Consider the following 21,876-nt stretch of genomic DNA (forward strand, 5'->3'; position numbering starts at 1 on the left):
GCTTTTTGTCGAACCCGTATCCTATGATGAAAAAAAGAACCATTCTGGCCGCCGTCGGGCTGTTCCTGATCGTACTGACGGGGATTCGTCTCGCCTGGATCGGCCTGCAGACGAACGACGCGCGAGCGGAGGCCGTTAACGGCCTGCTGGACCTAACCGACTGGGACCCGGCGTCCAAGCCGACATTTTCCTTGTCCGGACGATGGACGTTCTATCCCTCGCAGCTCGTCGTGACCGGCTTCGAGGGCGCGTCCGAGCCGGAGGACGAAGCCGCCCGAACGTTAAAGGTGCCGGGCAGCTGGAAGAAGGCGTTCGGGCTTTCAAACGAAGATATTGTCGGGTATGGAACCTACCGGCTGCGCATCCTGCTGCCGCCCGGCGGCCTGCCGGGGCAGGAACTGACGGTCCGCGTGCCCGGGATCTCCTCGTCGTCGGCGCTATACGTGAACGGGCTCCTGAGAGGCAGCTCGGGACGACCGGCGGATCGCGCCGCTGATTACACCGCAGGCATCGTACCTTATTCCGTCACGTTCGCCGCCGCTGGCGACGTGCTGGATCTCGCGCTTCAGGCGGCCAATTACGACGACCGCGTCAGAGGCGGCTTGATGGAGGCCGTCCGGTTCGGCACCGCCCAAGCGATGAGCCGAACGCAGCGCGTGACCGACGGCGTCCAAGCTGCATTGATTCTGCTGGCGGCGATGCATGCCTTGTACGCGATCGCGCTCTACTTCATCGGGGCGCGGCAGCGAGCGCTTCTGCTCTTTTCCCTGCTGAACCTTTGCGGCGCGCTCTCCATCCTGTGCAACGAAGACCGGCTGCTGTCCGTCTGGTTCGGAGTCGGCTTCGAGGCGACCTACAAAGTTTTCTACTTGTCGTACCTGTGCGCAGCTGCGCTTCTGTTGCAATACCTGCGAAGTCTGCTGCCCGAATTCCGGATTCTTCGGCATGTTCGCTGGCACTTCGCCGCATGCGTCCTCTTCGGGGCCTTCGTGCTGGCCGCTCCGGTTCGGATTTTCACCTCCCCGCTGGCCGACGGCCTCCATACCGTACTGCTTCTCGCTGCATTCGTTACCGCCCCGATCGTCATCTATCTCGCGGTTCGCCAAGGGGCGCCGGACGCCGTCTATCTGCTGCTTGCCGCGGTCGCGATCGCCTGGAATCTCGCTTGGGGGATTTTCGGCTATACGTTCTCGCTGGACAGCGGTTATTATCCGTTCGACCTGCTCGCCTTTTTCGTAATGCTCGCGCTCTATTGGTTCAAGCGGTACTTCCGCAATGCCGCCGAGACTGTCCGATTGGCCGAGCGTCTCCGGGCAGCCGACAAACGCAAGGACGAATTCCTCGTCCACACCTCGCACGAGCTGCGCAACCCGCTGCACGGCATGCTGAACATGGCCCAGGCCGTGCTCGACAGCGGCGAGCGGACCGGAGAGGCCGCCAATCGGGACCGCCTTGCTCTGCTTGTCGCGATGGGCAAGCGGATGTCGATCCTTTTGGGCGACCTTATCGATCTCAACCGGCTGCGGGAGGACCGCCTGTCGGTGAACCCCGCGCCGCTCCGGCTGCAGACGGAAGCCGCGGGCGTGCTGGACATGGTCCGGTTCATGGCGGCAGGCAAGCCTGTCTTGCTTGAGAACCGGGTGCCGGATTCGCTGCCGGCGGCGCTGGCGGACGAGAACCGCCTGGTGCAGATCTTGTTTAATCTGCTGCATAATGCGGTCAAATTCACGAACGAGGGCCGCGTCTGGATCGAAGCGGACGTCGAGGGCGACGAGATCGTCGTGCGGGTCGCAGATACCGGTATCGGGATGGACGCGGACACGGCTGCGCGCATCTTCCAGCCTTACGAGCAAGGCGCGCTCCAGCCGGATACGAACGCGGCGGGGTTCGGATTGGGGCTTGCGATCAGCAAGCGATTGGTGGAGCTTCACGGCGGACGGTTGACGGTCGATTCGGCGCCAGGCGTCGGCTCGGTATTCCGGTTTGCGCTGCCCGTTGCGGAGCTGGCATCTTCAGCCGGTATCTTGTCGAACCGGCTGAGCACGGACCGCGGCAACGCTGGCCCGGCGCACGTGGAAGACGGCTCCTCGGGCACGGATCGCGCCTACTCGGCGCAGCTCGAAGTCGCAGCGGCTCTGCAGGCCCAGGAGGCGGCGGAGGCCAAGACCATCGCGACGGCGACTGACGCTTCTACTGAAGCGCCTCCGCGCGGCGATCGCGCCCGCATCCTTGCCGTCGACGACGATCCGGTCAATCTGCGTGTGCTCGAGCATGCGCTGCCCGCCGCGCTTTACGAGATCAAGACGACGACGAGCGGCGCGGAAGCGCTGGCTCTTTTGAACGCAGGTCCCTGGGATTTGTTGATCGCGGACGTCATGATGCCCGACATCTCGGGCTACGAGGTCGCGCGTTCCGTCCGCCATATTTTTTCGCCGTCCGAGCTGCCGATATTGCTGCTCACGGCGCGCTATCGTCCCGAAGATATCGAGGCGGGCTATCTGGCGGAAGCCAACGACTACGTCGTCAAGCCCGCCGATGCGAAGGAGCTGCGGATGCGGGTCAAGGCGCTCACCGATGTGGCGCGGGCCGCCCGGGAGCAGAAACGTCTCGAGGCGGCTTGGCTGCAGGCGCAAATACAGCCGCATTTCCTGTTCAATACGCTTAACTCCATCGCCGCGCTCGCGGACGTCGATACGGAGCGTATGCGCGACCTGCTGTCCGCGTTCGGGGACTACCTGCGGGCCAGCTTCGACTCCGCGAACTCGGATCGGCTCGTACCGCTCGGCAAGGAGCTGGACCTCGTTCGGGCCTATCTATACATCGAAAAGGAGCGATTCGGCGACCGGATTCGCATCGTCTGGGAGACGGAGGACCATCTACATCTGCTTATTCCCCCATTGTCCGTTCAGCCGCTGGTCGAGAATGCCGTTCGGCACGGCGCGCTGAGACGCTCCGAGGGCGGCACCGTCTGCATTCGAATCCGGGAGATCGGGGGCGCGGTCGAAATCTCGATCGAGGACGATGGAGCGGGGATGACGCCCGATAGGCTACTGGGTGCGCAACAGCACGGGGGATTACCCGACGGGACTTCGGGACGTCCGGCCGGTATCGGCTTGGCCAATACCGATCGTCGTCTGAAGCAGCTCTACGGCAAGGGCCTGCTTGTTCGCAGCCGTCCCGGCGGCGGGACGATCGTCTCGTTCGTCGTGCCTAAGCCCGCGCGCCGGCTTGCAGCGGAGTAGCCGTCGCGGCACTGGTGCCGCGGGTATAAGACGCCGGCGCATTTTTATTCCGCCGCGCACCGCCGTTCTCTCGCGCTTAAGCCGCCAGCGCATCGTTATTCCACCGCACACAGCCGCACACAGCCGACCGCCCCCGCTCTCAGAGCGACCGGTCTTCTCCCACCCGCGCCATCAACCCTGTGCGAGATACTCCCCTTCATAAATCGCCTTCACGCGATCCAGCACAGCTTGGGCTTGCTCTTGAAACTTCAATTCCTTTACGCGGCCCTTCTCCAGATAGACGCCCGTCTCCGCGCGATGCTCCCCGAACGCGCCCTCGTACAAGCGATCGGCGCCGAGGGTAGGCGGGGAGAAGAACAGCTTCATGAGGTATTTTACGACGAGGGGAAGCCCGGATTGTTTCCCCTTTCGAAGCGTATTGTTGCTGCCCGGATCGACGCTGCGAATCCGGATGCCGTCCTTCAGCAGCCGCGGGGCGGCCGCTTGCGTCCAGAGCGAGAGCGCGAGCTTGGAGGCGGCGTAAGGCCCGAGCAGCTTGCGGAAGGTCTTGGGACGTTCCAGCGATTCGATGCTCAACGCCTTCACGTACTTAAACGCCGTGGACGAGGTATTGATCACCGTTTTAAGGCTGCCTTGCTCTAAACTCCCCATGAGCTCCATCGTAATGATATAAGGAACGACGGTCATCAGCTCGTAATGCCGCTCCCGTCCTTGCGCCGAATAGCTCAGCTCGGGAAAGGACCCGCCGGCGTTGTTGAACAACACGTCGATCCGCGGCTCCTTGGCTTTAATCTCTTCCAGAACCCGCCGCAAGCCGGCAAAATCGGCGAGGTCCGCCGTTTGATACACGCGAAGCTGTCCGCGTCGCAAGGCTTCCCGGATATTCGGATCGTCCGCGGGGAAGTTGGAACGGATGACAGCCGCGACCTGCCAGTTTTCCGCCAGCAGTTTCCTCGTTAATTCCAGGCCGATTCCAGCGCCTGCGCCCGTAACCAGCGCAATATTTTCTCGTTTATCATTGTTCATTCGTCGTACGCCTCCTTCGGATGCCGGGGCGCCGTTCGCCCCATTAGCGCACATTTTAAAAGTTGGAGTCGACTCCAAGTCAAGCGTGTCGCCATCAAGCTCCGACCTTCGTTCGACTCGCTTGACTTGGAGCCAGCTCCAAGATGTACAATGCAAGCAGAAGCAACTTCCGGGAGGGGTTTGGATGAAAACAGAGCTTGCCTATACGATCAAGCAGACTGCGGATCAGACCGGCGTCTCCGAGGACACGATTCGATACTATGAGAAGATCGCGCTGCTGCCCAGGGCGGAGCGAAGGGACAACGGTCATCGCGTCTACAGAGAAGAGGACCTTCGCACGATCCGGCTGCTCTCTTGCCTGAAAAAAACGGGGATGCCGCTGGAGGAGATGCGGCCGTTCCTGGCGGTGTCGGTCGACGCCGATCCCGCGGATTATCCCGAGCTGGTCGCCCATTTAAAAAGCCATCGGGAAAATATCGTCAACCAGATCGCATCGCTGCAGCAGGTCGTCGACTTCATCGACATAAAGCTGGCACAGGGGCGATACCGTGGGGAATGCGATGGCGAAGAGCGGGAGGGGACGAAAAAGAAGCCCGTCTCCCCGATGGAGATGAGCCACTTTTCCGCGGCAAGCAAGCAGGGCAAGTCTTGACCTAAGCATGAGCGAGCTTAACGTTGCCTCGCGATCGTTCGTTCGCGCACGACTTCCCGTTCGTTATGATCGATCAGGAACGCCATGATCTTATTGGCCGGTAATTGCTGCGAATTCGCTCGTTTATGCCCAGCAGCTTATCGTTGAGCGCGATCGCCCATGCCGGCGAGCCGCTTGCGTCAAACTCTTCGACGCTGCGGACAATCCGCGCAAACCGATACAGGTCCGCGAACTTCTGGAACAAAGCGAACTGACGCACCTCATCTTCGTCCAACGTCTTGATCGAACGGTAGCCGGTCAGAAAATGCGCGATTTTCCGCTTCGCGACGGTATCGTCTTCCTCCATGAGATCGGAGATCGCGGATGCGACGTCCATCGCGTACCAATGGTACATCGCGTCGTCGAAGTCGATGGCATAGAATCGCGAGCCTTCCGCCTCGTAGAAGACGTTGTCCGTTTCGAAATCGTAATGAATCAAACCGACCTTGCCGACACCGGCAGGAAGCGCGGAGAACCGCTCTCTTAATCGTGCGAGCTCCTGCCGCGCACCGACCTCCCGGGGGTGCCGATCCAATATGGACGATATGAACGTCAGCGCATCCTGCCAGCTTCCTCGCCTGGTCTCGCCGGGCATGTAAGATTCGGATAATCGGTGCAAACAACCGAGCGCCGCTCCCCAAGCTTCCGCCTGTCGGTCCGTCATTTGATCCAGCGATACATCGCTTCCCCTGGTCTGCTCGAAGACGACGCCATAGTAGCGGCCATCCTCTTCGCTCTGGACCGCCTCGATCCAGTTGCCGTCTGCGGAGCGGATCGGAGATACGGTTGGATAGCCATGCTCGATCAGATACAGCATGAAGTCGAGCTCCGACTGAATGCGGTCGATCGCATTGTCTTCTTCGTGGATAAAACGAAGGAACTGCCGAACGCCGTCTCTCTCAAACGTATAGACGAAGTTGCTGCTGGCCCGCCAAAACTTCAGCGTTTGCGGATCGTGCTCCCAATGCCGGATGAACTGCCTGGCCACGGTATCGTTCTCCATGCCGCGCACCATGTTTTTTAAATGCATCATTTAGCCGGTCGGCCTCCCATGGCCCGATGAGAGGTCCGGTCGTTTTAACGGCAGCGACCTCTCACGGGCTTATTCGTATGGCGGTTCGTATTCAAACACCATCACTCCTTTTGCGAGGAATTTACCTACACATCCATTTTCGGTTAAATTTGAATAAGGAACAAGAGGGAGCTTCATCCGAAAGGCGGATCAATCGTGAAAGAAGAAGATTACAAAGCGTTCTACGATCGCGTCGGGCAGTCGAACGGCTGGGACTTCAGCAAGCTCAAGGTGATGACGGAGGGGGCGCAGGCGGACCTCTACGAAGAAGTCAGGCAGGCGTGCAAGCCCTCCGATCTGTTGCTGGACATCGGCACCGGAGGCGGCGAGGCCGTGCTGGCCATTCGCGATTCGGCGCTGCTGCTGGTGGGGATCGACCGTTCGCCCGGCATGATCCGGACGGCGCAAGCGAACTTGGCGAAGTCCGGAGCTTCCAACGTACGTTTTGTCGAAATGGACGCCGAGCGGCTCGATTTTCCCGAGCGCTTCTTCAACATCGTGACCTGCCGGCATGCGGGGTTCAGCGCGAAGCAAGTGGCCAAGGTGCTTGGCCAAGGCGGCCTGTTCCTCACCCAGCAGGTCGCCGAGGGCGACAAGCTCAATCTGAAGCAGACCTTCGGCCGAGGCCAGAGCTACGGGGAACCGGATGGAGCGTTATTGCAGCGATACAAGCTGGAATTGGCGGAAGCTGGATTTTCGGACATTCAGGCCGCGGAATTCGATACGGTGGAGTACTACCGGACGCCGGAGGATCTGATCTTCCTTTTGAAGCATACGCCCATCATTCCCGACTTTGGCCTGGAGCCGGGGGACTTTGAGATGCTTCGCGCATTTACGGAAAAGAACCGAACCGAAAAAGGCATCCGCACAAACGCGAAGCGATTTATCATCCAGGCATGGAGGTAACGAAGTGCCTGAAAGCCGATGTGTCAGGTAATTTAACACAGTAATAATTTGTATGCGCATTCATCGTTGACAAGCTTTTTTGCCATGTTATAATAGCTCTATCTTAGTTTGTTTGTACTCCGTCGAAACTAAAAATGGAGGGATAAACTTGTCGAATCGGACGGGGAGTCTGGATCTGATTAAGAGAATCAACCGCTCGCTCGTGCTCGAGATCATCCGCGAGGAGCAGCCCATCAGCCGGGCGCTGATCGCCAAGAAGCTCGGGCTCAGCCGGTCCACGGTCACGTCGGTCGTGAACGACTTGCTGCAAAAGAAGTTCGTGGTCGAGCTCGGACTGGGCGACTCGTCCAAGGGAGGCGGCAGGCGAGGCATCGAGCTCGGCTTCAATCCAAAGTCGGGATACGGCATCGGGGTCGACATCGGCCGGACCCGCACCCTCCTCGTCTTCTCCGATCTGAGCGGAGAGGTCGCCTATCGGCAGGAGGCCAAGACGAACGATAGCATCGACTCCACGATCGACTTCATCAAGGAAGGGATCGAAAAGTCGGGCATCGACGAATCGCTCATTCTGGGCATGGGCATCGGTCTTCCCGGGATCGTGAACAGCCGGACGGGCGTGGTGCTCGACGTCCCGATGCAGGATTGGGTTGGCGTCAACTTGCTGGAGCGAACGCGCAAGCCATTCAAGTTTCCGGTATACGTGAACAACGACGTCAACTGCGCCGCAATGGGCGAACGATGGTTGAGCCGCGATGGCTGGTCGGACGATTTGTTTTTTATCGCGATCGGCACCGGCGTGGGCAGCGCGATTATCGCGAACGGCGAGCTCGTCGAGGGGCATCATTTCTCCGCGGGAGAGATCAATTGCTTCGTCGACCGCGAGGATCTTCGGCTCGGACGCAGCGTCCAGTCGGAGGGAAGCGGGCCGTTCGAGCGGCAGATATCCGGCACGGCCCTGGCCGGCACCGGGCTAACGCCGGAGGAGCTATTCGCCAAGTATCGAAGCGGCGATGCGGAAGCGAAGTCCGTGATCGAGGCGTTCGTGACTTACCTGTCCGTGACGATCGCCAACGTGGCCAGCCTGCTCAACCCTGAACACGTCGTCATCGGCGGAGGCGTATCGGGCTCCATGGATACGGTGATCGATACGATACGACAGCAAGTCGCCGAGTTGACGCCGATCCGAACGAATATTCGGCTTGCCATCCAAGGCAAAGACGCCGGCGCGCTAGGCGCAGCCTCCTATGTTTTCCAGCAGCTTCAGAACGCAGAGGAATTATGACCGGATGGGCTCCGAAGGGGGCCGATTCCCTGTTAATTTGTTTGTACTGAGAACAAACTAAACCATTGGAGGTTCTGAATATGAAAAAAATCGCGATTGGTGCTATGGCGACTTGTCTGGTCGGCGGTCTGCTGACCGCATGCGGGGGCAACGACACGACGGACAACGCGGCAAGCGGCGCATCGGGCAGCGCTCCCGCGTCCGGCAGCGAGGTCGAGACGATCCGCGTCCTGTCGAGCGATGACTTTGCGGGTTTTCGGGAGTCCGCTATCGCGGAATTCAACGCGAAGTATCCGAATATCAAGGTCGAGCTGGAGCATGTCGCTTACGACCAACTGCACGACAAGGAATTGGCTTCGTTTAATGCCAGCGGCAACGCCGCCTACGATGTAGTCGACGTCGACGAGATCTGGACGTCCGAATACGCGAACGCAGGGTTCATCCTCCCGGTGACCGACCGCTATACGGACGAGATGAAGAAGGGCATTCTGCCGGCAAGCCTGCAAATCGCGAGTCTGGACAACGAAATCTACGGTGTCCCGATGTTCAACGATGTCGTCTTCTTCTACTACAACCAAGAGATGCTGCAGAAAGCCGGCTACGATCATCCGCCGGCGACATGGGACGAGTTCACGGAGATGTCCAAAGCGCTGCAGGAAAAGAAAGTCACGGCAGGCGCCGCCAGCGCATGGGGCTTCAGCGCCAACGAGGGACTGGTCGCCTACTTCGCGGAGTTCCTGGGCTCGCACGGCGGCTCATTCTTCAACGAAGCGGGAGAGCCGACGTTCAACGACGAGAAGGGCGTTCAGGCGCTCCAATATATGAAGGATTCTCTGGATAACGGCACGATCGACAAGGCGTCGATCAACTACAACGATCGCCAGGTGCTGGACGCCTTCAAAAACGGCAAGACAGCGTTCGTCGCCGGCTGGTCCTTCTACTGGGGAGAATTGAACGCCGCGGATTCGAAGGTGAAGGACAAGATCCGCGTCGGCCTCGTGCCCGCCGTCGACGGCGCGCCGCACACGGCGGCTACCGGCTCCATGTATCTGGCCATCACGCCGCAGTCCAAGCACGAGGAAGCCGCATGGAAATTTATCGAGTTCCTCGGCAGCAAGGAGATGCAGAAGAAGCAGTCGCTGGAAGCGGGCGCGCTCCCGATCTGGAAGGACCTGTACAGCGACGCGGATCTGCAGGCGAACTACGGCGCGCTGACCGACATGGCCAAGCAGCTGGAGTCGGTCATCTCTCGCCCGTCGCTCGACGGCTATAACGAATTTTCCAAGGCGCTGCAGATCGACATTCAAGCCGCGTTGACCGGAAAAGAGAGCGCCAAGGCTGCCCTTGACGACGCCGCAGCACAAGCCAAAGAACTGATCGCCAATGGCTAAGATTTAATCCGCCCCGCCGACGCGCATTCGCATGCCGCGGCGGCGGGACGTTACCGACCGGGAGGCTACCATGATAAGAAAGCTGAAACCCGCCGCATTTCTGCTGCCGAGCTTTATCGTCATCCTCGGCGTCATCCTTTTCCCGCTGGCATACGCGCTGTTCATCAGCTTCATCAATTTGACCAAAAACGTCCATAAGCTGGACAACCCCAAGCTGTGGGACTACGTCGGCTTTGAAAACTTCGGCAAGGTGCTGGGCGACGATGCGTTCTGGCAGGCGCTCGGCAGAACGTTCTACTTCACCTTCACCTCGGTCGGCCTCGAGTTCATCATCGGCATGGCATTCGCCCTCATTCTAAACGAGAAGTTTAAGGGCAGAGGCTTCGTGCGGGGCTTCATGCTGATCCCGTGGGCATTTCCGACGATCGTAAACGCGGTGCTGTGGAAGTGGCTGTACGACGCCGATCACGGCACAATCACGATGCTGCTCGATTGGATCGGCTTGACGGACGGTCCGGTTAACCTGCTCGGCAGTTCTTTTTCCGCCATGAACGCGATCATCGTCGCCGACGTCTGGAAGAACACGGCGTTCGTCTCGCTCATCCTCCTGGCCGCCATGCAGTCGCTTCCGAAGGAAGCCTACGAGGCGGGCATGATCGACGGCGCTTCGGCGGTCCGGCGCTTCTTCAGCATCACGCTGCCGCTGCTTAGCCCGGCGATCCTGGTCGCGCTGGTCATGCGGACGATGGAAGCCTTCAAGGTGTTCGACATCATCTATATTATGACGGGCGGCGGTCCGGCAGGCGGGACGCAGGTGCTCTCCTTCCTCACCTATCAATCGTCGATGATGTTCGGCAAGTTCAGCTACGGCTCCGCGCTCGCATTCGTCATGTCGTTCTTCATCGTGATATTCGCCTTCATCTACATCAAAATCTTTTACAAAAGGGCGGATTAAGCGATGGAGAGAACAAAAACCCAAAAGCTGTTCATCTACCTGGGCGTGCTCGGCGTCATGCTGTTCACGGCGCTGCCGCTGCTCCTGCTGGTGATCGCGACCTTCTCGTCGTCCGCCGACCTTAGCGCCAAGACACTTCATTTTCTGCCGCAGCACTGGACGTTTGGCAACTATACCAAAGTATTCTCCGGGGAAGCGAGCGACGGCAGCCTGCCGCCGTTCATGAAGGCCATGGGCAACAGCGTGATCGTGGCGCTCTGCGCAACAGCCCTGGCGCTTTTCATCGGCATCTTCGCTGCCTACGCCTACGCCCGATTCCGATTCCGCGGACGCGATACGCTGCTGATCTCGATCCTGGGCTTCCGCATGGTGCCCGAGATCGTGCTGCTGATCCCGCTGTACGTGCTGTTCGCCCGCATGGGCATGGTCAATCACAAACCGACGCTCATCTTGATTTACACGGCGTTTAACCTCCCTTTTGTCATCTGGATGCTGCAGAGCTACTTCCGCTCCATCCCCAAGTCGATGGAGGAGTCGGCGCAGATGGACGGCGTGTCGTCGCTCGGCATTCTTTTCCGCTTTGTGCTGCCGCTCTCCCTCCCGGGGCTGGTGGCCACGGGAATCTTTGTGCTCCTGATCTCGTGGGACGAGTTCATGTTCTCGAGCATTTTCACGTCTACGTATGATGCGAAAACCATTACCGTCGCGATCTCGGAGTTTTCCAAGCGGGGGATGATCGATTTCGGCATGCAGATCACGGGCGGCTTCCTGGCCTCCATCCCGCCGATCGCGCTCGCCCTGCTGCTTCAAAAATATATCATTAGCGGCCTGTCTGAAGGCTCGGAGAAAGGTTGATCATCATGAGCAAATTTTTCGCGGAAGTCAAACAACAGCCCGAGGCGATTCGCGCCACGGTACGCAACAATGCGGATTCGAAGTTCCCGGCCGGCAAGCCTCTGCTGCTCACCGGCATGGGCAGCTCACTCGCGGCTTCGGAGCTGCTCGTCTCGTACTTGAACGGCCAAGGCATCCCGGCCCTGGCGGTCGACAATTCGGAGCTGCTCTACTATGGCTCGGAAAGTTTCATCGCCTCGCACAGGCTCGTCATCGTGTCGCAGAGCGGGGAGAGCTACGAGGCCAAGAAGCTGGCGGAGCGATACCCGGACGCGCTCGCGATCACCAATTCGCCGGAAGGCTCGCTGGCCAAGCTGGCATCGGAGGCGCTGCTCACGCATGCGGGCAAAGAAGAGGCGATCGCGTCCTCGAAGTCGTTTACGACGACCGCTGCGCTCATGCTGCAGCTCGGCGCGCGAATGGCCGGCAACGATCTCACCGGCTCGCTGCTGGCTGCCGCGGACGTCATCGAAGCGCAGCTCGAGCAAGAGGCGAGCTACCGAGCGCTGATCCGCGCCTTCCTGGACCCGCTGAAGCCGATGGTGCTGCTGGGCCGCGGTCCGAGCGTCTACACGGCGCGCCAAGGCTCGCTGACGCTGAAGGAGACGGCCCGCATCTTCGCCGAAGCCGCGTCCGCGCCGCAATTCCGCCACGGTCCGTTCGAGCTGATCAAGGAGAACCTTCAGGCGGTATTTTTTAATCCGAAGGGTTCGACCTATGAGATCAACCGCAGCTATGTCACGGAGATGGCGGATCTGGGCGCCAAGGTGCTGTACGTTTCGGACGAGCCGCTCGCGCACGAGCGGGTCGAGTCGATCGTCATCCCGTCGGTGGACGAATACGTGAGCCCGATCGTCTACTCGCTGGTCGTACAGCTCGCAGCTGTAGAGCTGTCGACGGTCCGCGGGCTCGTAGCCGGCGAGGCCCAGATCATCACCAAGGTTACGGGGAAGGAATAATGATGATTAACTTGGTCGGTATCTTAACGGCGGACTTGATCCTCGCGCAAGTGAAGGATCGGCCTGACTTCGGCGAAGAACATATGGTAGACAACATGACAATAAGAGCCGGAGCGCTGGCAAACACAATTCTGCCGCTGGCCAAGCTTGGCGTGAAGCAGCGCGTCTTTTCGATGCTGGGACGGGACGCGTTCGGCGAGGACGTCTACCGTGAGATCAAAGATGTGATCGAGGACAAGATCGTCCGCACGGAAACGCCGTCGGTGCTCTCCGTCTCGGTGGTGCAAGAGGGGGGCGCGAGGTACTTCGTCACGTACAGCGGGAATGCCTACGCGTTCAAGCACGGCTTCATCGAGAGCGACCCGTCGTTCGCGGACGCCAAGGCGACGCTGCTGTACGGCTACTTCCTCGTGCCGGACTTCGGACCAGAGGGGGCGAAGGCGTGTCTCTCGATGGCGAAGGCAAGCGGGCAACTGACGTTCTTCGACGCGAACTCCGCCATCGACGGCTGGAGCGACAAGAGCCGGGAAGAAATTCTGTCCTTCCTCCCGCTGATCGACTACTTCATGCCGAACGACGAGGAACTGCTGCATCTGACGGGCTGCGCGGGCGTGGAGGAGGCGGTCGCCGTTCTGTTCGCGCACGGAGCGTCGAGCGTCATCGTCAAGCGGGGCAAGGCAGGCGCGAGCGCATTCACGCGGGATGACGTCGTGCATCAGTCGGGCTACCCGGTTCAAGCGTACGATACGACGGGAGCGGGAGACAGCTTCAACGCCGGCTTCATGTACAGTATCCTGAACGGCTGCGAGATGGCGAGCGCGCTCGCCTTCGCGAACGCACTCGCCGCGACGGTCGTGTCCCGCCAGGCGGACCGGTATCCTGAAGTCGGCGAGATCGAGCTCGCCGTGCGGGAGGAGCGGGTCGCGGTCAGATAAGGCGCGTAAGCGTGACGTTCGACGATAAGGAAAGAGCGGCGTGTCGGGATCAACCGATGCGCTGCTTTTTTTCGCGGCGCTTTATATGCAACAGATGGATCGGTGATAGAATAGAACGGACATGTGGTTTAGCGATGCGCAAGATGAAGTTCAGGCACAGGCATCTCTTATAGAAGAGGAACGTGAACGGACATGGTTAAAGCAGTCGATGTGCCCTCCTGGAAGGAGAATTCGATTCTATTTTAGGAGGGCGAAAACCAATGAAATTTCAACCGATCGAATTGGAAAAGTGGAGTAGGAAGCCATACTTCGAACATTATGTCGACCGGGTGCGCTGCACGTACAGCATGACCGCGAACATCGACATTACCCTGCTGCGGGAAGAGCTCAAGCGCAAAGGTGTCAAGCTATATCCGGCGCTGATCTACATGATCGCCACGGCTGTGAATCGCCATCCCGAGTTCCGAACCTGCTTCGATTCCGAAGGCAGGCTGGGCATTTGGGAGACGATGTCGCCCAGCTTCACGATTTTTCATGAAGAGAACAACACCTTTTCGAGCGTATGGGCGCCGTATAGCGGGGCGTTCTCGACGTTTTACGATAGCTGGCAGCGGCAAGTCGAGAAGTATAAAGACACGAAGCAGCTCTTCCCATGCACTGACGAGCCGCCGAACACGTTTCCGATATCCAGCATCCCTTGGGTCCATTTTACGGGATTTAATCTGAATATTTACGGCGAGGGAACCTACCTGCTTCCGATCTTTACGATGGGAAAATACGATTGGCAAAACGACAAGCTGTGGCTGCCGGTATCGGCGCAGTTCCACCATGCGGTTTGCGATGGCTATCATGCGGGCGTGCTGTTTAAGGCGCTGCAGGAGCTGGCATCGGACTGCGGAAGCTGGTTGGCAGGCCTATAGATCCGCCGATATCGTGTCTTGTCCCCCGCAGAGCGTTCTGCTAACATAGGAAAAATACGAGGGAGGTGCTGACATGATCGATATACACTGCCATATCTTGCACGGCGTGGACGACGGCGCGAAGGATCTGGACGAATCCGTGGCGATGGCGCGGATCGCCTATGAGGACGGCATACGGGATATCGTCGTGACGCCTCACTTCAACGGCCTGTACCTCACCGTGTCCGACGTCGTGCACCGCAAGCTGGAAGAGCTGGAGCGGGAGCTCGACAGGCAGGGCGTCGACATCCGGCTGCACCCGGGCAACGAAATCCAGCTGGTGAGCGCGGCGTTTTTCGACGAGCACACGAAGAAGCGCTCCTACTCCCGGCTTGGCCGGACGGGTACGCATCTGCTCTTCGAGCAGCGGTGGAGCGGCTACGATCCGGACACGCCGGAGCTCGTGCAGCGGCTGCTGGACGCGGGCGTGACGCCGATTCTGGCGCATCCCGAGCGCCATCCGTTTTTCAGAGACGATCCGGAGCTGCTGCCGCAGCTGATCGAGCTCGGCCTGTGGACGCAGGTGTCGGCGGACAGCCTTGTCGGCAACTTCGGGCCGGAGGCGCAGCAGTACGGACGCGCGCTCATCGCTGCCGGACACGCGCACACGCTTGCGACCGACGCGCACAACGTGAACCGCAAACCGAATCTTAGCGCGGGCATGGCGATCTTCGAGGAAGTGGCCGGCGCAGAGGCGCGGGCGGAGCTGGATGCGCGGATGCGGAGCATTTTGGCCGATTGACGCGTAGAAAAGATGGATCGCCGGGGCTTGCAGCCCCGGCGATTTTATTTAAAATAACAGAAAGTATAAAATTCGGCTTTGGATGGTGCCCGATTTCAATTTGCTTCAGCAGCAACCCAAGAAACGGCTTCACTGTGAGTTTGCCGAAGTATTCTCGGTTAGAAATGAATGAATACCCTCGCACTGTCGCCCCGCCGCCGAAGTCTAGAATAGAAACAAACTAGCCATCCTGCGCCATCGCGGGTTCGTTGAAGTCTCGGTTACTCGGGAGCACGGGAGCCTGGGGCGATAAGTGTTGAAAAGCAATTAATCGGCGCGCTGATCTGGGCTGGGGAGAAAATAAGTGTTCAACCGCATTTAATTTGTTCAAGACTGGGTCAAAACGATCGAAAGTGGAAATTTAATTGCGCTTCAACACTTATTTGGGCTAATAACGTCGTGACCAAAGGAAATAAATACGTTTCAACAGCTATTGCAGCGATACTTCCAGCTCCTCTCGCAGCGACTGCGAGATCGGACTCATCGGCAGCCGCAGCGTATCGGAGGCGATGATGCCTTCGCGGGCCAGCAGCCACTTGAGCGGCGCAGGATTCGGCTCGCTGAACAGCCGCTCGATCCAAGGCAGCACAGTCGCGAACGCTTGGGCCGAACCCTCCGCATCTCCTTGCTCGAACTTGCGATACACGTCGACGAAGATCTCCGTTTGTATGTTCGCCGAGGCAAGAATGCCGCCGCGGGCGCCTTTTTCTAACATTTCGAACAAACACCGGTCTTCGCCGCACAGCACCGGCTTCGAGCCCGTCTGAACCAACGACTCGAGCAGCGAGGCGTCGCCCGTGCTGTCCTTCATGCCGATGACGCCGTCCAGCTCCAGGATGCGCCGGGCCGTATCTACGCTGAGCTTCGTACCGGTACGGGAAGGGATCTCATAAACGATAACGAGCAGGCCAACCTGCGCGACTTGGCGGAAATGCGCCAGGATGCCTTCTTGCGAGGGTCGGCTGTAGTAAGGCACGACGACGAGGGCCGCATCCGCGCCAAGCAGGCCTGCGTCCTCCGTCCGCCTGACCGTGGACGCCGTATTATTGGTGCCCGTACCGACCACAAGCGGCATCTGTCTCCCTTGTTCCCGGACCGCCTCTTGTGTCAGTCGCAATAGCGAGGCGATTTCATCCCAAGTTATCGTAGGAGATTCGCCGGTCGTGCCGCCAATGACCAAGCCCTGAATATCACAGGCCAGCAGCCGATCTACATAACGCCGAAAGGACGCAGCATCCATCTCTCCTTCCGCCGAGAACGGCGTCACCGTTGGTACGAATATGCCGTTCAGCCGATCCTCGCTCAATATCATCTTTTCAGTCCTCCATGTCTCTCGGGATGACTTCAACGTAGCACGATTCGCGCCGCAGCCGTTATCCAACGCATTCGATAGCGCGATCAATATGATCGATTCGGGCGCACGCGCCTGGTAATATCTTGAAAGGATCGAGGCCGAAACCGTTGCCGTTCCGCTCTTTTCGCCTGTTCGTACTACTATCCGCTATCCCTCGCTACTCCTCCCGCGCCATTTGAATTTTTGTCGAAATTGATATAATAAGCCCCAAGGTAAAACGCTATCACGTCCAGGATAGGAGAACTATGAGCGCTATAGCCGGATTGCTGAACGAGCAGGAGCCAGTTTCCGTCGAATCGGCGGGTCTGATGATGAAGGCTTTGGAAAAGTATCCGGCCCATGACGTGCGTACCTGGCATGACCGACATGTGTTCATGGGCTGCCATGCGCAGTGGTTCACGCCCGAATCGGTGCATGACCGGCAGCCCTGCCGTGAGGAAGGGGAAGCGCTCGTCGTCATCGCCGCGGACGCGATCATCGACAATCGGGAGGAGCTGTTCGGCCGCCTGCAGATTGAGCATGCCCGCCGGCAGCGGATGACGGACAGCGAATTGATCCTGGCAGCGTACCGCAAGTGGGGAGAGGACGCGCCGAACTATCTGATCGGCGACTTCGCCTTCGTCCTGTGGGACGAGGAGAGACGCCGCTTGTTCGGCGCCAGGGATCTGGCGGGCAGCCGCACGCTGTACTATGTCCATCGGCGGGAACAGTTCGCTTTTTGCACGGTGATGAACCCGCTGCTCTCGCTGCCCGGCGTCGGCGGAGAGCTGGACGAATCGTGGCTGGCCGAGTTTCTCGCGATCCCGATCATCCTGGATACGATCGACGTTCGCTCCACGGCATACCGCCAGATCGGCCAGATCCCGCCCGCGCATGCCTTTACGTTCGGGCAGGGCAGTCTCAAGGTGCGGCGCTACGGTTCTTTGGCGGCGGACGTGCCGCAGCTGAAGCTGAAGACGAGCGGCGAGTACGAGGAAGCGTTCCGCGAGGTGTTCAGGGAAGCGGTCGCGTCGAAGCTTCGGACATGCCGCAACGTCGGCGCGAGCTTGAGCGGCGGGCTGGACTCGGGGGCCGTCGTCAGCTTCGCGGCCGCGCCGCTGCGCGCACAGGGCAAGACGCTGCATACGTACAGCTATATTCCGCGCGAGGACTTTAAGGACTGGACTCCGCGGAGCATGGCGGCCGACGAGACGCCATACATAAGGGACATCGTGGACCGGGTAGGTCCGATCTCGCACCGTTATATGGACTTTGCCGGCAGCAATTCCTTCGACGAGATCGACGACCTGCTCGGCTTGATGGAAGCGCCTTACAAATTTTTTGAAAATTCTTACTGGTTCAAGGGCATTCTCGCGCAAGCGAGCGAGCAGGACGTCGGTGTCCTGCTGCATGGCGGCAACGGCAACTACTCCATCTCATGGGGGCCGGCGCTTGACTATTATGCGCAGCTCCTGCGGCGGCTTCGTTGGGTGCGGTTGTACCGCGAGCTGGCGCAGTACGGCAAAAACGTGCGCGTCGGCCGCTCGCAGCTCGTTCCCTACATCGGCAAGCTGGCGTTCGCGAATCCGTCTCCGAAGCCGCTGACGGATATCCCGATGCTGATTCATCCGGATCTGGCGGCGCGCACCGGCGTGTTCGACAGGCTGAAGGGCCACGACGTCGGATTGACGGACGCCTGGATGAACGAATTCGAAGCGCGCACGTACCAGTTCGACAACCTGTCGATTCTGAACCATCAAGGGACGTCGTCGACCAAGCTGTCGCTGCGGTACGCCGTCCGGGAGCGGGATCCGACCTGCGATCCGAGGGTCGTCCGGTTCTGCCTGTCCGTGCCGGTCGAGCAGTACGTGCAGGGCGGCATGGACCGCGCGCTCGTCCGGCGGGCGACCGAAGGTTTTTTGCCCGATTCCGTCCGGCTGAACCAGCGCGTCCGCGGCGTGCAGGGAGCGGATTGGATCCATCGCGTGCTCCCGGCGTGGGACAAGATGTCGGAGGAGCTGCGCCGGCTGTGCGACGATCCGCGGGCCTCTGGGCTGCTGAACGTCGTGCAGGTCCGCAACTCGCTGGAAGAGATGGGCAACCCGCCGCGCCCCGACCGCGCCTTTGACCGGCACGCGAGATTGCTGATGCAGAGCTTGATCGTCTACCGGTTTCTCAGGCAATGCGCCTGACGCATTCGCTTGGAAGGAGGTGAAGACAAATGAAGCAACAATGGAACCAGCCGACGCTTGAAGTGCTCGACGTGAACCAGACGTTCGGCGGACCGAACGGCCTGTATCCGGACCGCAACGGCAAAGGCACGAACAATGGCCACCCCCATGCCCCGGAGGCTTCTTAATTAGATCGAACGGTTCAAGGGTCCTTTTACATTTCGAATGTAAGGACCCTTGTTTAACGCATGCGAGCGGGAGAGGCAGGTGCATTTTAGTATGAAAAATAAAATCAAGCCGTCCATGTACTACGCATTCGGCCTTCATCTATCTAGCGAGATCGGTCTGCCGGAGCTTGTGGCGACCGCTCGGATGGGCGGGGCGGACGTCGAGATCAGGCTGGGAGACTTGTCGAATGACTGGCGCGCAGCAGAAGTTGAGGACGATTTTTACGCGTTCGAGGAAGACCGGTTTTTGTTTTACGTACCCGAAGTAGCCGTCTACGCCATCCGCGGCGGGAGGCAGATTGTCGTATCGCCCTTCGCCGGCGCCGAAGACAAGCGCATTCGCCTGTATTTGCTCGGCACGTGCATGGGCGCGATCCTGATGCAGCGCCGGACGCTTCCGCTTCACGGCAGCGCCGTCGTCGTCGACGGGCGCGCTTATGCGTTCATCGGAGAATCGGGCGCCGGAAAGTCGACGCTGGCGGCCGCGTTCCGAAGCCGCGGCTATCAACTGCTCACCGACGACGTGATCGCGGTGGCGTCCGGCGGCGAGGACGGCGGCACTCCGGTCGTCATGCCCGCCTATCCGCAGCAAAAGCTATGGCAGGAAAGCATCGAGCAGCTGGGCTTGCAGTCCGACCGCTATCGCCATCTGTATCTGTCCAAGTATGCCATACCCGTTACGTCCGGATTTTCCGTAGATGCCGTGCCGCTGGCCGGCGTGTTCGAGCTGTCGCGAACGGACGGGGACGAGGTGACGCTCACGCGCTGTCAGGCGCTCGCCAAGCTGGCGCTCCTGCGGATCCATACGTACCGGCCTTTTTTGGTCTCGCGACTAGTGGGAGATTCATGGCATTTTTCGACAGTGACCGGGATGGCGAGCCGGATCGAAGTGTTCAGATTGCAGCGGCCCGCCGGCGGCTTCTCGGCGCAGGAGATGGCCGACGCGGTGCTGCGCACCGTACTTGAAGGAGAGAAGGTCATGCAGGGGTGAGTGGGAAAGGAAAGCCGGACGTCGCGCCAGTGCTCTTTTATCTCCAAAAGCTCCGTGCGTTTGCCGGACCCAAGCTGTATGCGAATCTGGCAGGGACGATCGTCGTCAGCATGCTGGAGGGCATCGGCATTTTCCTGCTGGCCCCGATGCTGGGACTGATCGGGTTGATGGACGCTTCCTCGGGAAGCATCCCGCTGTTATCCGCCGCGGCGGAGCCGCTTCAGCGCTTGCCCTCCGAGATGAGACTGCCCGCCGTGCTTGCCGTTTTCCTGATCCTGCTGCTTGGCCAAGGGCTGCTCCAGCGTCTGCTGACCAATCTGAGCGCCGAGCTCGAGCAGGGCTTTATCCGCCATCTGCGGCTCGAGCTTTATCAAGGCCTGATTCAATCGAACTGGGCGTTTTTTCTGAAAAGGAGAAGGTCGGACTTTATCCATCATGCGACGATCGAGCTGCCCCGGGTGAGCTTCGGCGTGTTCATGTGCCTGCGGCTCGCCACGACCTTGCTCTTCACGCTGATCCAGATCGGCTTCGCCCTGTGGCTGTCCGCGCCGCTCACCTTGGCCGTCTTGGTGTGCGGGCTGGCGCTCGCCGCGTACTCCCGGTCCCAGGTGAGGAAGTCGAGAGCGCTCGGGAAGGAAACGACCGAGCTCATGCAGCGCTATGTGGGAGGCATGACCGATCATTTTAACGGCATCAAGGACATCAAGGGCAATCGGATGGAACGGCAGCATCTATCCTGGTTCCGCGCCTTGTGCGATCGCCTGGAGGGCAACCTCGTTCAGTTCACCAGACTGCAATCGGCCTCCCAGTTCCATTACAAAGCCGCGGCGAGCGTCCTCATCGCCTTATTCGTATATTTCGCCTTTGCGGTGCTCCATGTCCAAGCCGGGACGCTTGTCTTTATCGTGCTTGTCTTCTCGCGGCTGTGGCCTAAATTCTCGGCGCTGCAATCCAATCTGGAGCAGATCGGCCAGACGGTTCCCGCCTTCAGGCATTTGCGGGAGCTGCAGCAGGCGTCCGAAGCCGCGCGGGAGCCCGAGCCGCCACGGCTTGCGGAAGGAGGCTCGCTCGCTCGCGTTGCGCAGGGCTTCGAGCTGCGGGACGTGTCCTTTCGTTATGACCGCGAGCAGGACACCTATGCCCTTCAGGGCGTGAACCTGCGCATTCCGGCGCATCGGATGACGGCCGTCGTCGGCCGGTCGGGCGCGGGGAAGAGCACCCTGATCGACATGCTGATCGGACTCGTGCAGCCTGAGCGCGGGCAGGTGCTCGTGGATGGCAAGCCGCTCGGCGCGGGCGAAGCTTACGAATTGAGGCGTTCCGTCAGCTACGTCTCGCAGGATCCCTTCCTGTTTCACGAGAGCGTGAGAGACAACCTGGCGATCGCCGCGCCGGAGGCGAGCGAGTCGCAGATGTGGGAAGCGCTGCGGTTCGCGGCGGCGGATGCGTTCGTCGAAAGATTGCCGGAAGGGCTCGATACCGTGCTGGGGGACCGGGGCGTTCGTCTCTCCGGCGGCGAACGGCAGCGTATCGTGCTGGCGCGGGCGATTCTGCGCAACCCGTCCGTCCTCGTGCTGGACGAAGCGACGAGCGCCCTGGACGGCGAGCGCGAAGCCGGTATTCAGGAAGCGCTGGAACGGCTGCGGGGCAGGATGACCTTGATCGTTATCGCCCACCGCTTGTCCACGATCCGCGGTGCGGACCAGATCGTCGTGCTGGACAACGGCTCGGTCGTTCAGCAAGGCGGATACGCGCAGTTATCGGAGGAGCGAGGCGGCTTGTTCGGGAAGCTGCTGTCTTATCAGGCGCGGGCGAGCGGTTAGCGGCAAAAGTACATTTAACGCGCTTCCGTAGGTGGAAATTGAACAGACAGGCGCAACAGTGCAGCTCATTCCGGGCAGAGGGCGTAAACTGGCCCACACCTCAGGAAGCAGCTGCATTTCTGCGTTTCTACAGTTGTTTGCGCAAGCGGCGCGATCGAACGATCTGACTTTCAGAAAACATTCAGTTCATTTTAATCTCCGACTTAGCTTCTGCGTCCATAGTTAAAGGATGCGAACG

At 59.9% G+C, this 21,876-nt stretch carries 18 protein-coding genes; 15 read left to right on the top strand and 3 right to left on the bottom strand.

Features of this window, described 5'->3' with window-relative positions; genetic code table 11:
• Positions 1-23: 23 nt before the first annotated feature.
• On the top strand, positions 24-3,242 hold the full coding sequence (locus tag KVT38_RS04510) for an ATP-binding protein (RefSeq protein ID WP_217592499.1): 3,219 nt from the start codon (positions 24-26) through the stop codon (positions 3,240-3,242).
• Positions 3,243-3,413: 171 nt separating this feature from the next.
• Here the strand turns inward: KVT38_RS04510 and KVT38_RS04515 are convergent, their stop codons facing one another.
• Positions 3,414-4,268 carry an SDR family NAD(P)-dependent oxidoreductase gene (locus tag KVT38_RS04515; RefSeq protein ID WP_217592500.1) on the bottom strand — a complete coding sequence of 285 codons (855 nt, stop codon included), beginning with the start codon at positions 4,266-4,268 and terminating at the stop codon, positions 3,414-3,416.
• Between the two features lie 184 nt (positions 4,269-4,452).
• Here KVT38_RS04515 and KVT38_RS04520 point away from each other — a divergent pair, with 184 nt between their 5' ends.
• Positions 4,453-4,920 (top strand): MerR family transcriptional regulator, encoded by a 468-nt coding sequence (locus tag KVT38_RS04520; RefSeq protein WP_217592501.1) that lies wholly within the window; start codon positions 4,453-4,455, stop codon positions 4,918-4,920.
• 73 nt (positions 4,921-4,993) lie between these two features.
• Here the strand turns inward: KVT38_RS04520 and KVT38_RS04525 are convergent, their stop codons facing one another.
• Positions 4,994-5,992, bottom strand: a complete 999-nt coding sequence (locus KVT38_RS04525) for a phosphotransferase enzyme family protein (RefSeq protein WP_217592502.1) — start codon at positions 5,990-5,992, stop codon at positions 4,994-4,996.
• Positions 5,993-6,187: 195 nt separating this feature from the next.
• On the opposite strand from KVT38_RS04525, the gene KVT38_RS04530 reads away from it, so the two are divergent.
• The 9 genes from KVT38_RS04530 (at position 6,188) to KVT38_RS04570 (ending at position 15,054) form a co-directional block, all read left to right on the top strand.
• Positions 6,188-6,937 carry a class I SAM-dependent methyltransferase gene (locus KVT38_RS04530; RefSeq protein ID WP_217592503.1) on the top strand — a complete coding sequence of 250 codons (750 nt, stop codon included), beginning with the start codon at positions 6,188-6,190 and terminating at the stop codon, positions 6,935-6,937.
• Between the two features lie 148 nt (positions 6,938-7,085).
• Positions 7,086-8,219 (top strand): ROK family transcriptional regulator, encoded by a 1,134-nt coding sequence (locus KVT38_RS04535; RefSeq protein WP_217592504.1) that lies wholly within the window; start codon positions 7,086-7,088, stop codon positions 8,217-8,219.
• An 80-nt stretch (positions 8,220-8,299) separates the two neighbouring features.
• On the top strand, positions 8,300-9,610 hold the full coding sequence (locus KVT38_RS04540; protein WP_217592505.1) for an extracellular solute-binding protein: 1,311 nt from the start codon (positions 8,300-8,302) through the stop codon (positions 9,608-9,610).
• A gap of 70 nt (positions 9,611-9,680) precedes the next feature.
• Positions 9,681-10,565, top strand: coding sequence for a carbohydrate ABC transporter permease (locus tag KVT38_RS04545; protein ID WP_217592506.1), 885 nt, complete (start codon positions 9,681-9,683; stop codon positions 10,563-10,565).
• Between the two features lie 3 nt (positions 10,566-10,568).
• Positions 10,569-11,420, top strand: coding sequence for a carbohydrate ABC transporter permease (locus KVT38_RS04550; protein WP_217592507.1), 852 nt, complete (start codon positions 10,569-10,571; stop codon positions 11,418-11,420).
• A 5-nt stretch (positions 11,421-11,425) separates the two neighbouring features.
• The gene (locus KVT38_RS04555; RefSeq protein WP_217592508.1) at positions 11,426-12,418 is read left to right on the top strand and encodes an SIS domain-containing protein; all 993 of its coding nucleotides are present in this window, start codon (positions 11,426-11,428) and stop codon (positions 12,416-12,418) included.
• Positions 12,418-13,353, top strand: coding sequence for a carbohydrate kinase family protein (locus tag KVT38_RS04560; protein WP_217592509.1), 936 nt, complete (start codon positions 12,418-12,420; stop codon positions 13,351-13,353). The genes KVT38_RS04555 and KVT38_RS04560 overlap by 1 nt, the downstream gene beginning before the upstream one ends.
• 260 nt (positions 13,354-13,613) lie before the next feature.
• On the top strand, positions 13,614-14,273 hold the full coding sequence (gene catA / locus KVT38_RS04565; RefSeq protein WP_217592510.1) for a type A chloramphenicol O-acetyltransferase: 660 nt from the start codon (positions 13,614-13,616) through the stop codon (positions 14,271-14,273).
• 73 nt (positions 14,274-14,346) lie between these two features.
• A complete protein-coding gene (locus KVT38_RS04570) occupies positions 14,347-15,054 on the top strand; it encodes a tyrosine-protein phosphatase (protein ID WP_217592511.1) in 708 nt (235 codons plus the stop codon).
• A gap of 469 nt (positions 15,055-15,523) precedes the next feature.
• On the opposite strand, the gene dapA is transcribed toward KVT38_RS04570, so the two are convergent.
• Positions 15,524-16,402 carry a 4-hydroxy-tetrahydrodipicolinate synthase gene (gene dapA, locus KVT38_RS04575; protein ID WP_217592605.1) on the bottom strand — a complete coding sequence of 293 codons (879 nt, stop codon included), beginning with the start codon at positions 16,400-16,402 and terminating at the stop codon, positions 15,524-15,526.
• 290 nt (positions 16,403-16,692) lie between these two features.
• On the opposite strand from dapA, the gene KVT38_RS04580 reads away from it, so the two are divergent.
• The 4 genes from KVT38_RS04580 (at position 16,693) to KVT38_RS04595 (ending at position 21,638) form a co-directional block, all read left to right on the top strand.
• Positions 16,693-18,618, top strand: coding sequence for an asparagine synthase-related protein (locus KVT38_RS04580; RefSeq protein WP_217592512.1), 1,926 nt, complete (start codon positions 16,693-16,695; stop codon positions 18,616-18,618).
• Positions 18,619-18,647: 29 nt separating this feature from the next.
• Entirely contained in the window at positions 18,648-18,785 is a 138-nt protein-coding gene (locus tag KVT38_RS04585) for a paeninodin family lasso peptide (protein WP_217592513.1), read from the top strand.
• A gap of 91 nt (positions 18,786-18,876) precedes the next feature.
• The gene (locus tag KVT38_RS04590) at positions 18,877-19,815 is read left to right on the top strand and encodes a phosphoenolpyruvate carboxykinase (ATP) (RefSeq protein ID WP_217592514.1); all 939 of its coding nucleotides are present in this window, start codon (positions 18,877-18,879) and stop codon (positions 19,813-19,815) included.
• The gene (locus tag KVT38_RS04595; RefSeq protein ID WP_368859051.1) at positions 19,812-21,638 is read left to right on the top strand and encodes an ABC transporter ATP-binding protein; all 1,827 of its coding nucleotides are present in this window, start codon (positions 19,812-19,814) and stop codon (positions 21,636-21,638) included. The genes KVT38_RS04590 and KVT38_RS04595 overlap by 4 nt, the downstream gene beginning before the upstream one ends.
• Positions 21,639-21,876 lie beyond the last annotated feature (238 nt).

The sequence above is a fragment of the Cohnella sp. GbtcB17 genome, assembly GCF_019091135.1.
Lineage (GTDB): Bacteria > Bacillota > Bacilli > Paenibacillales > Paenibacillaceae > Cohnella.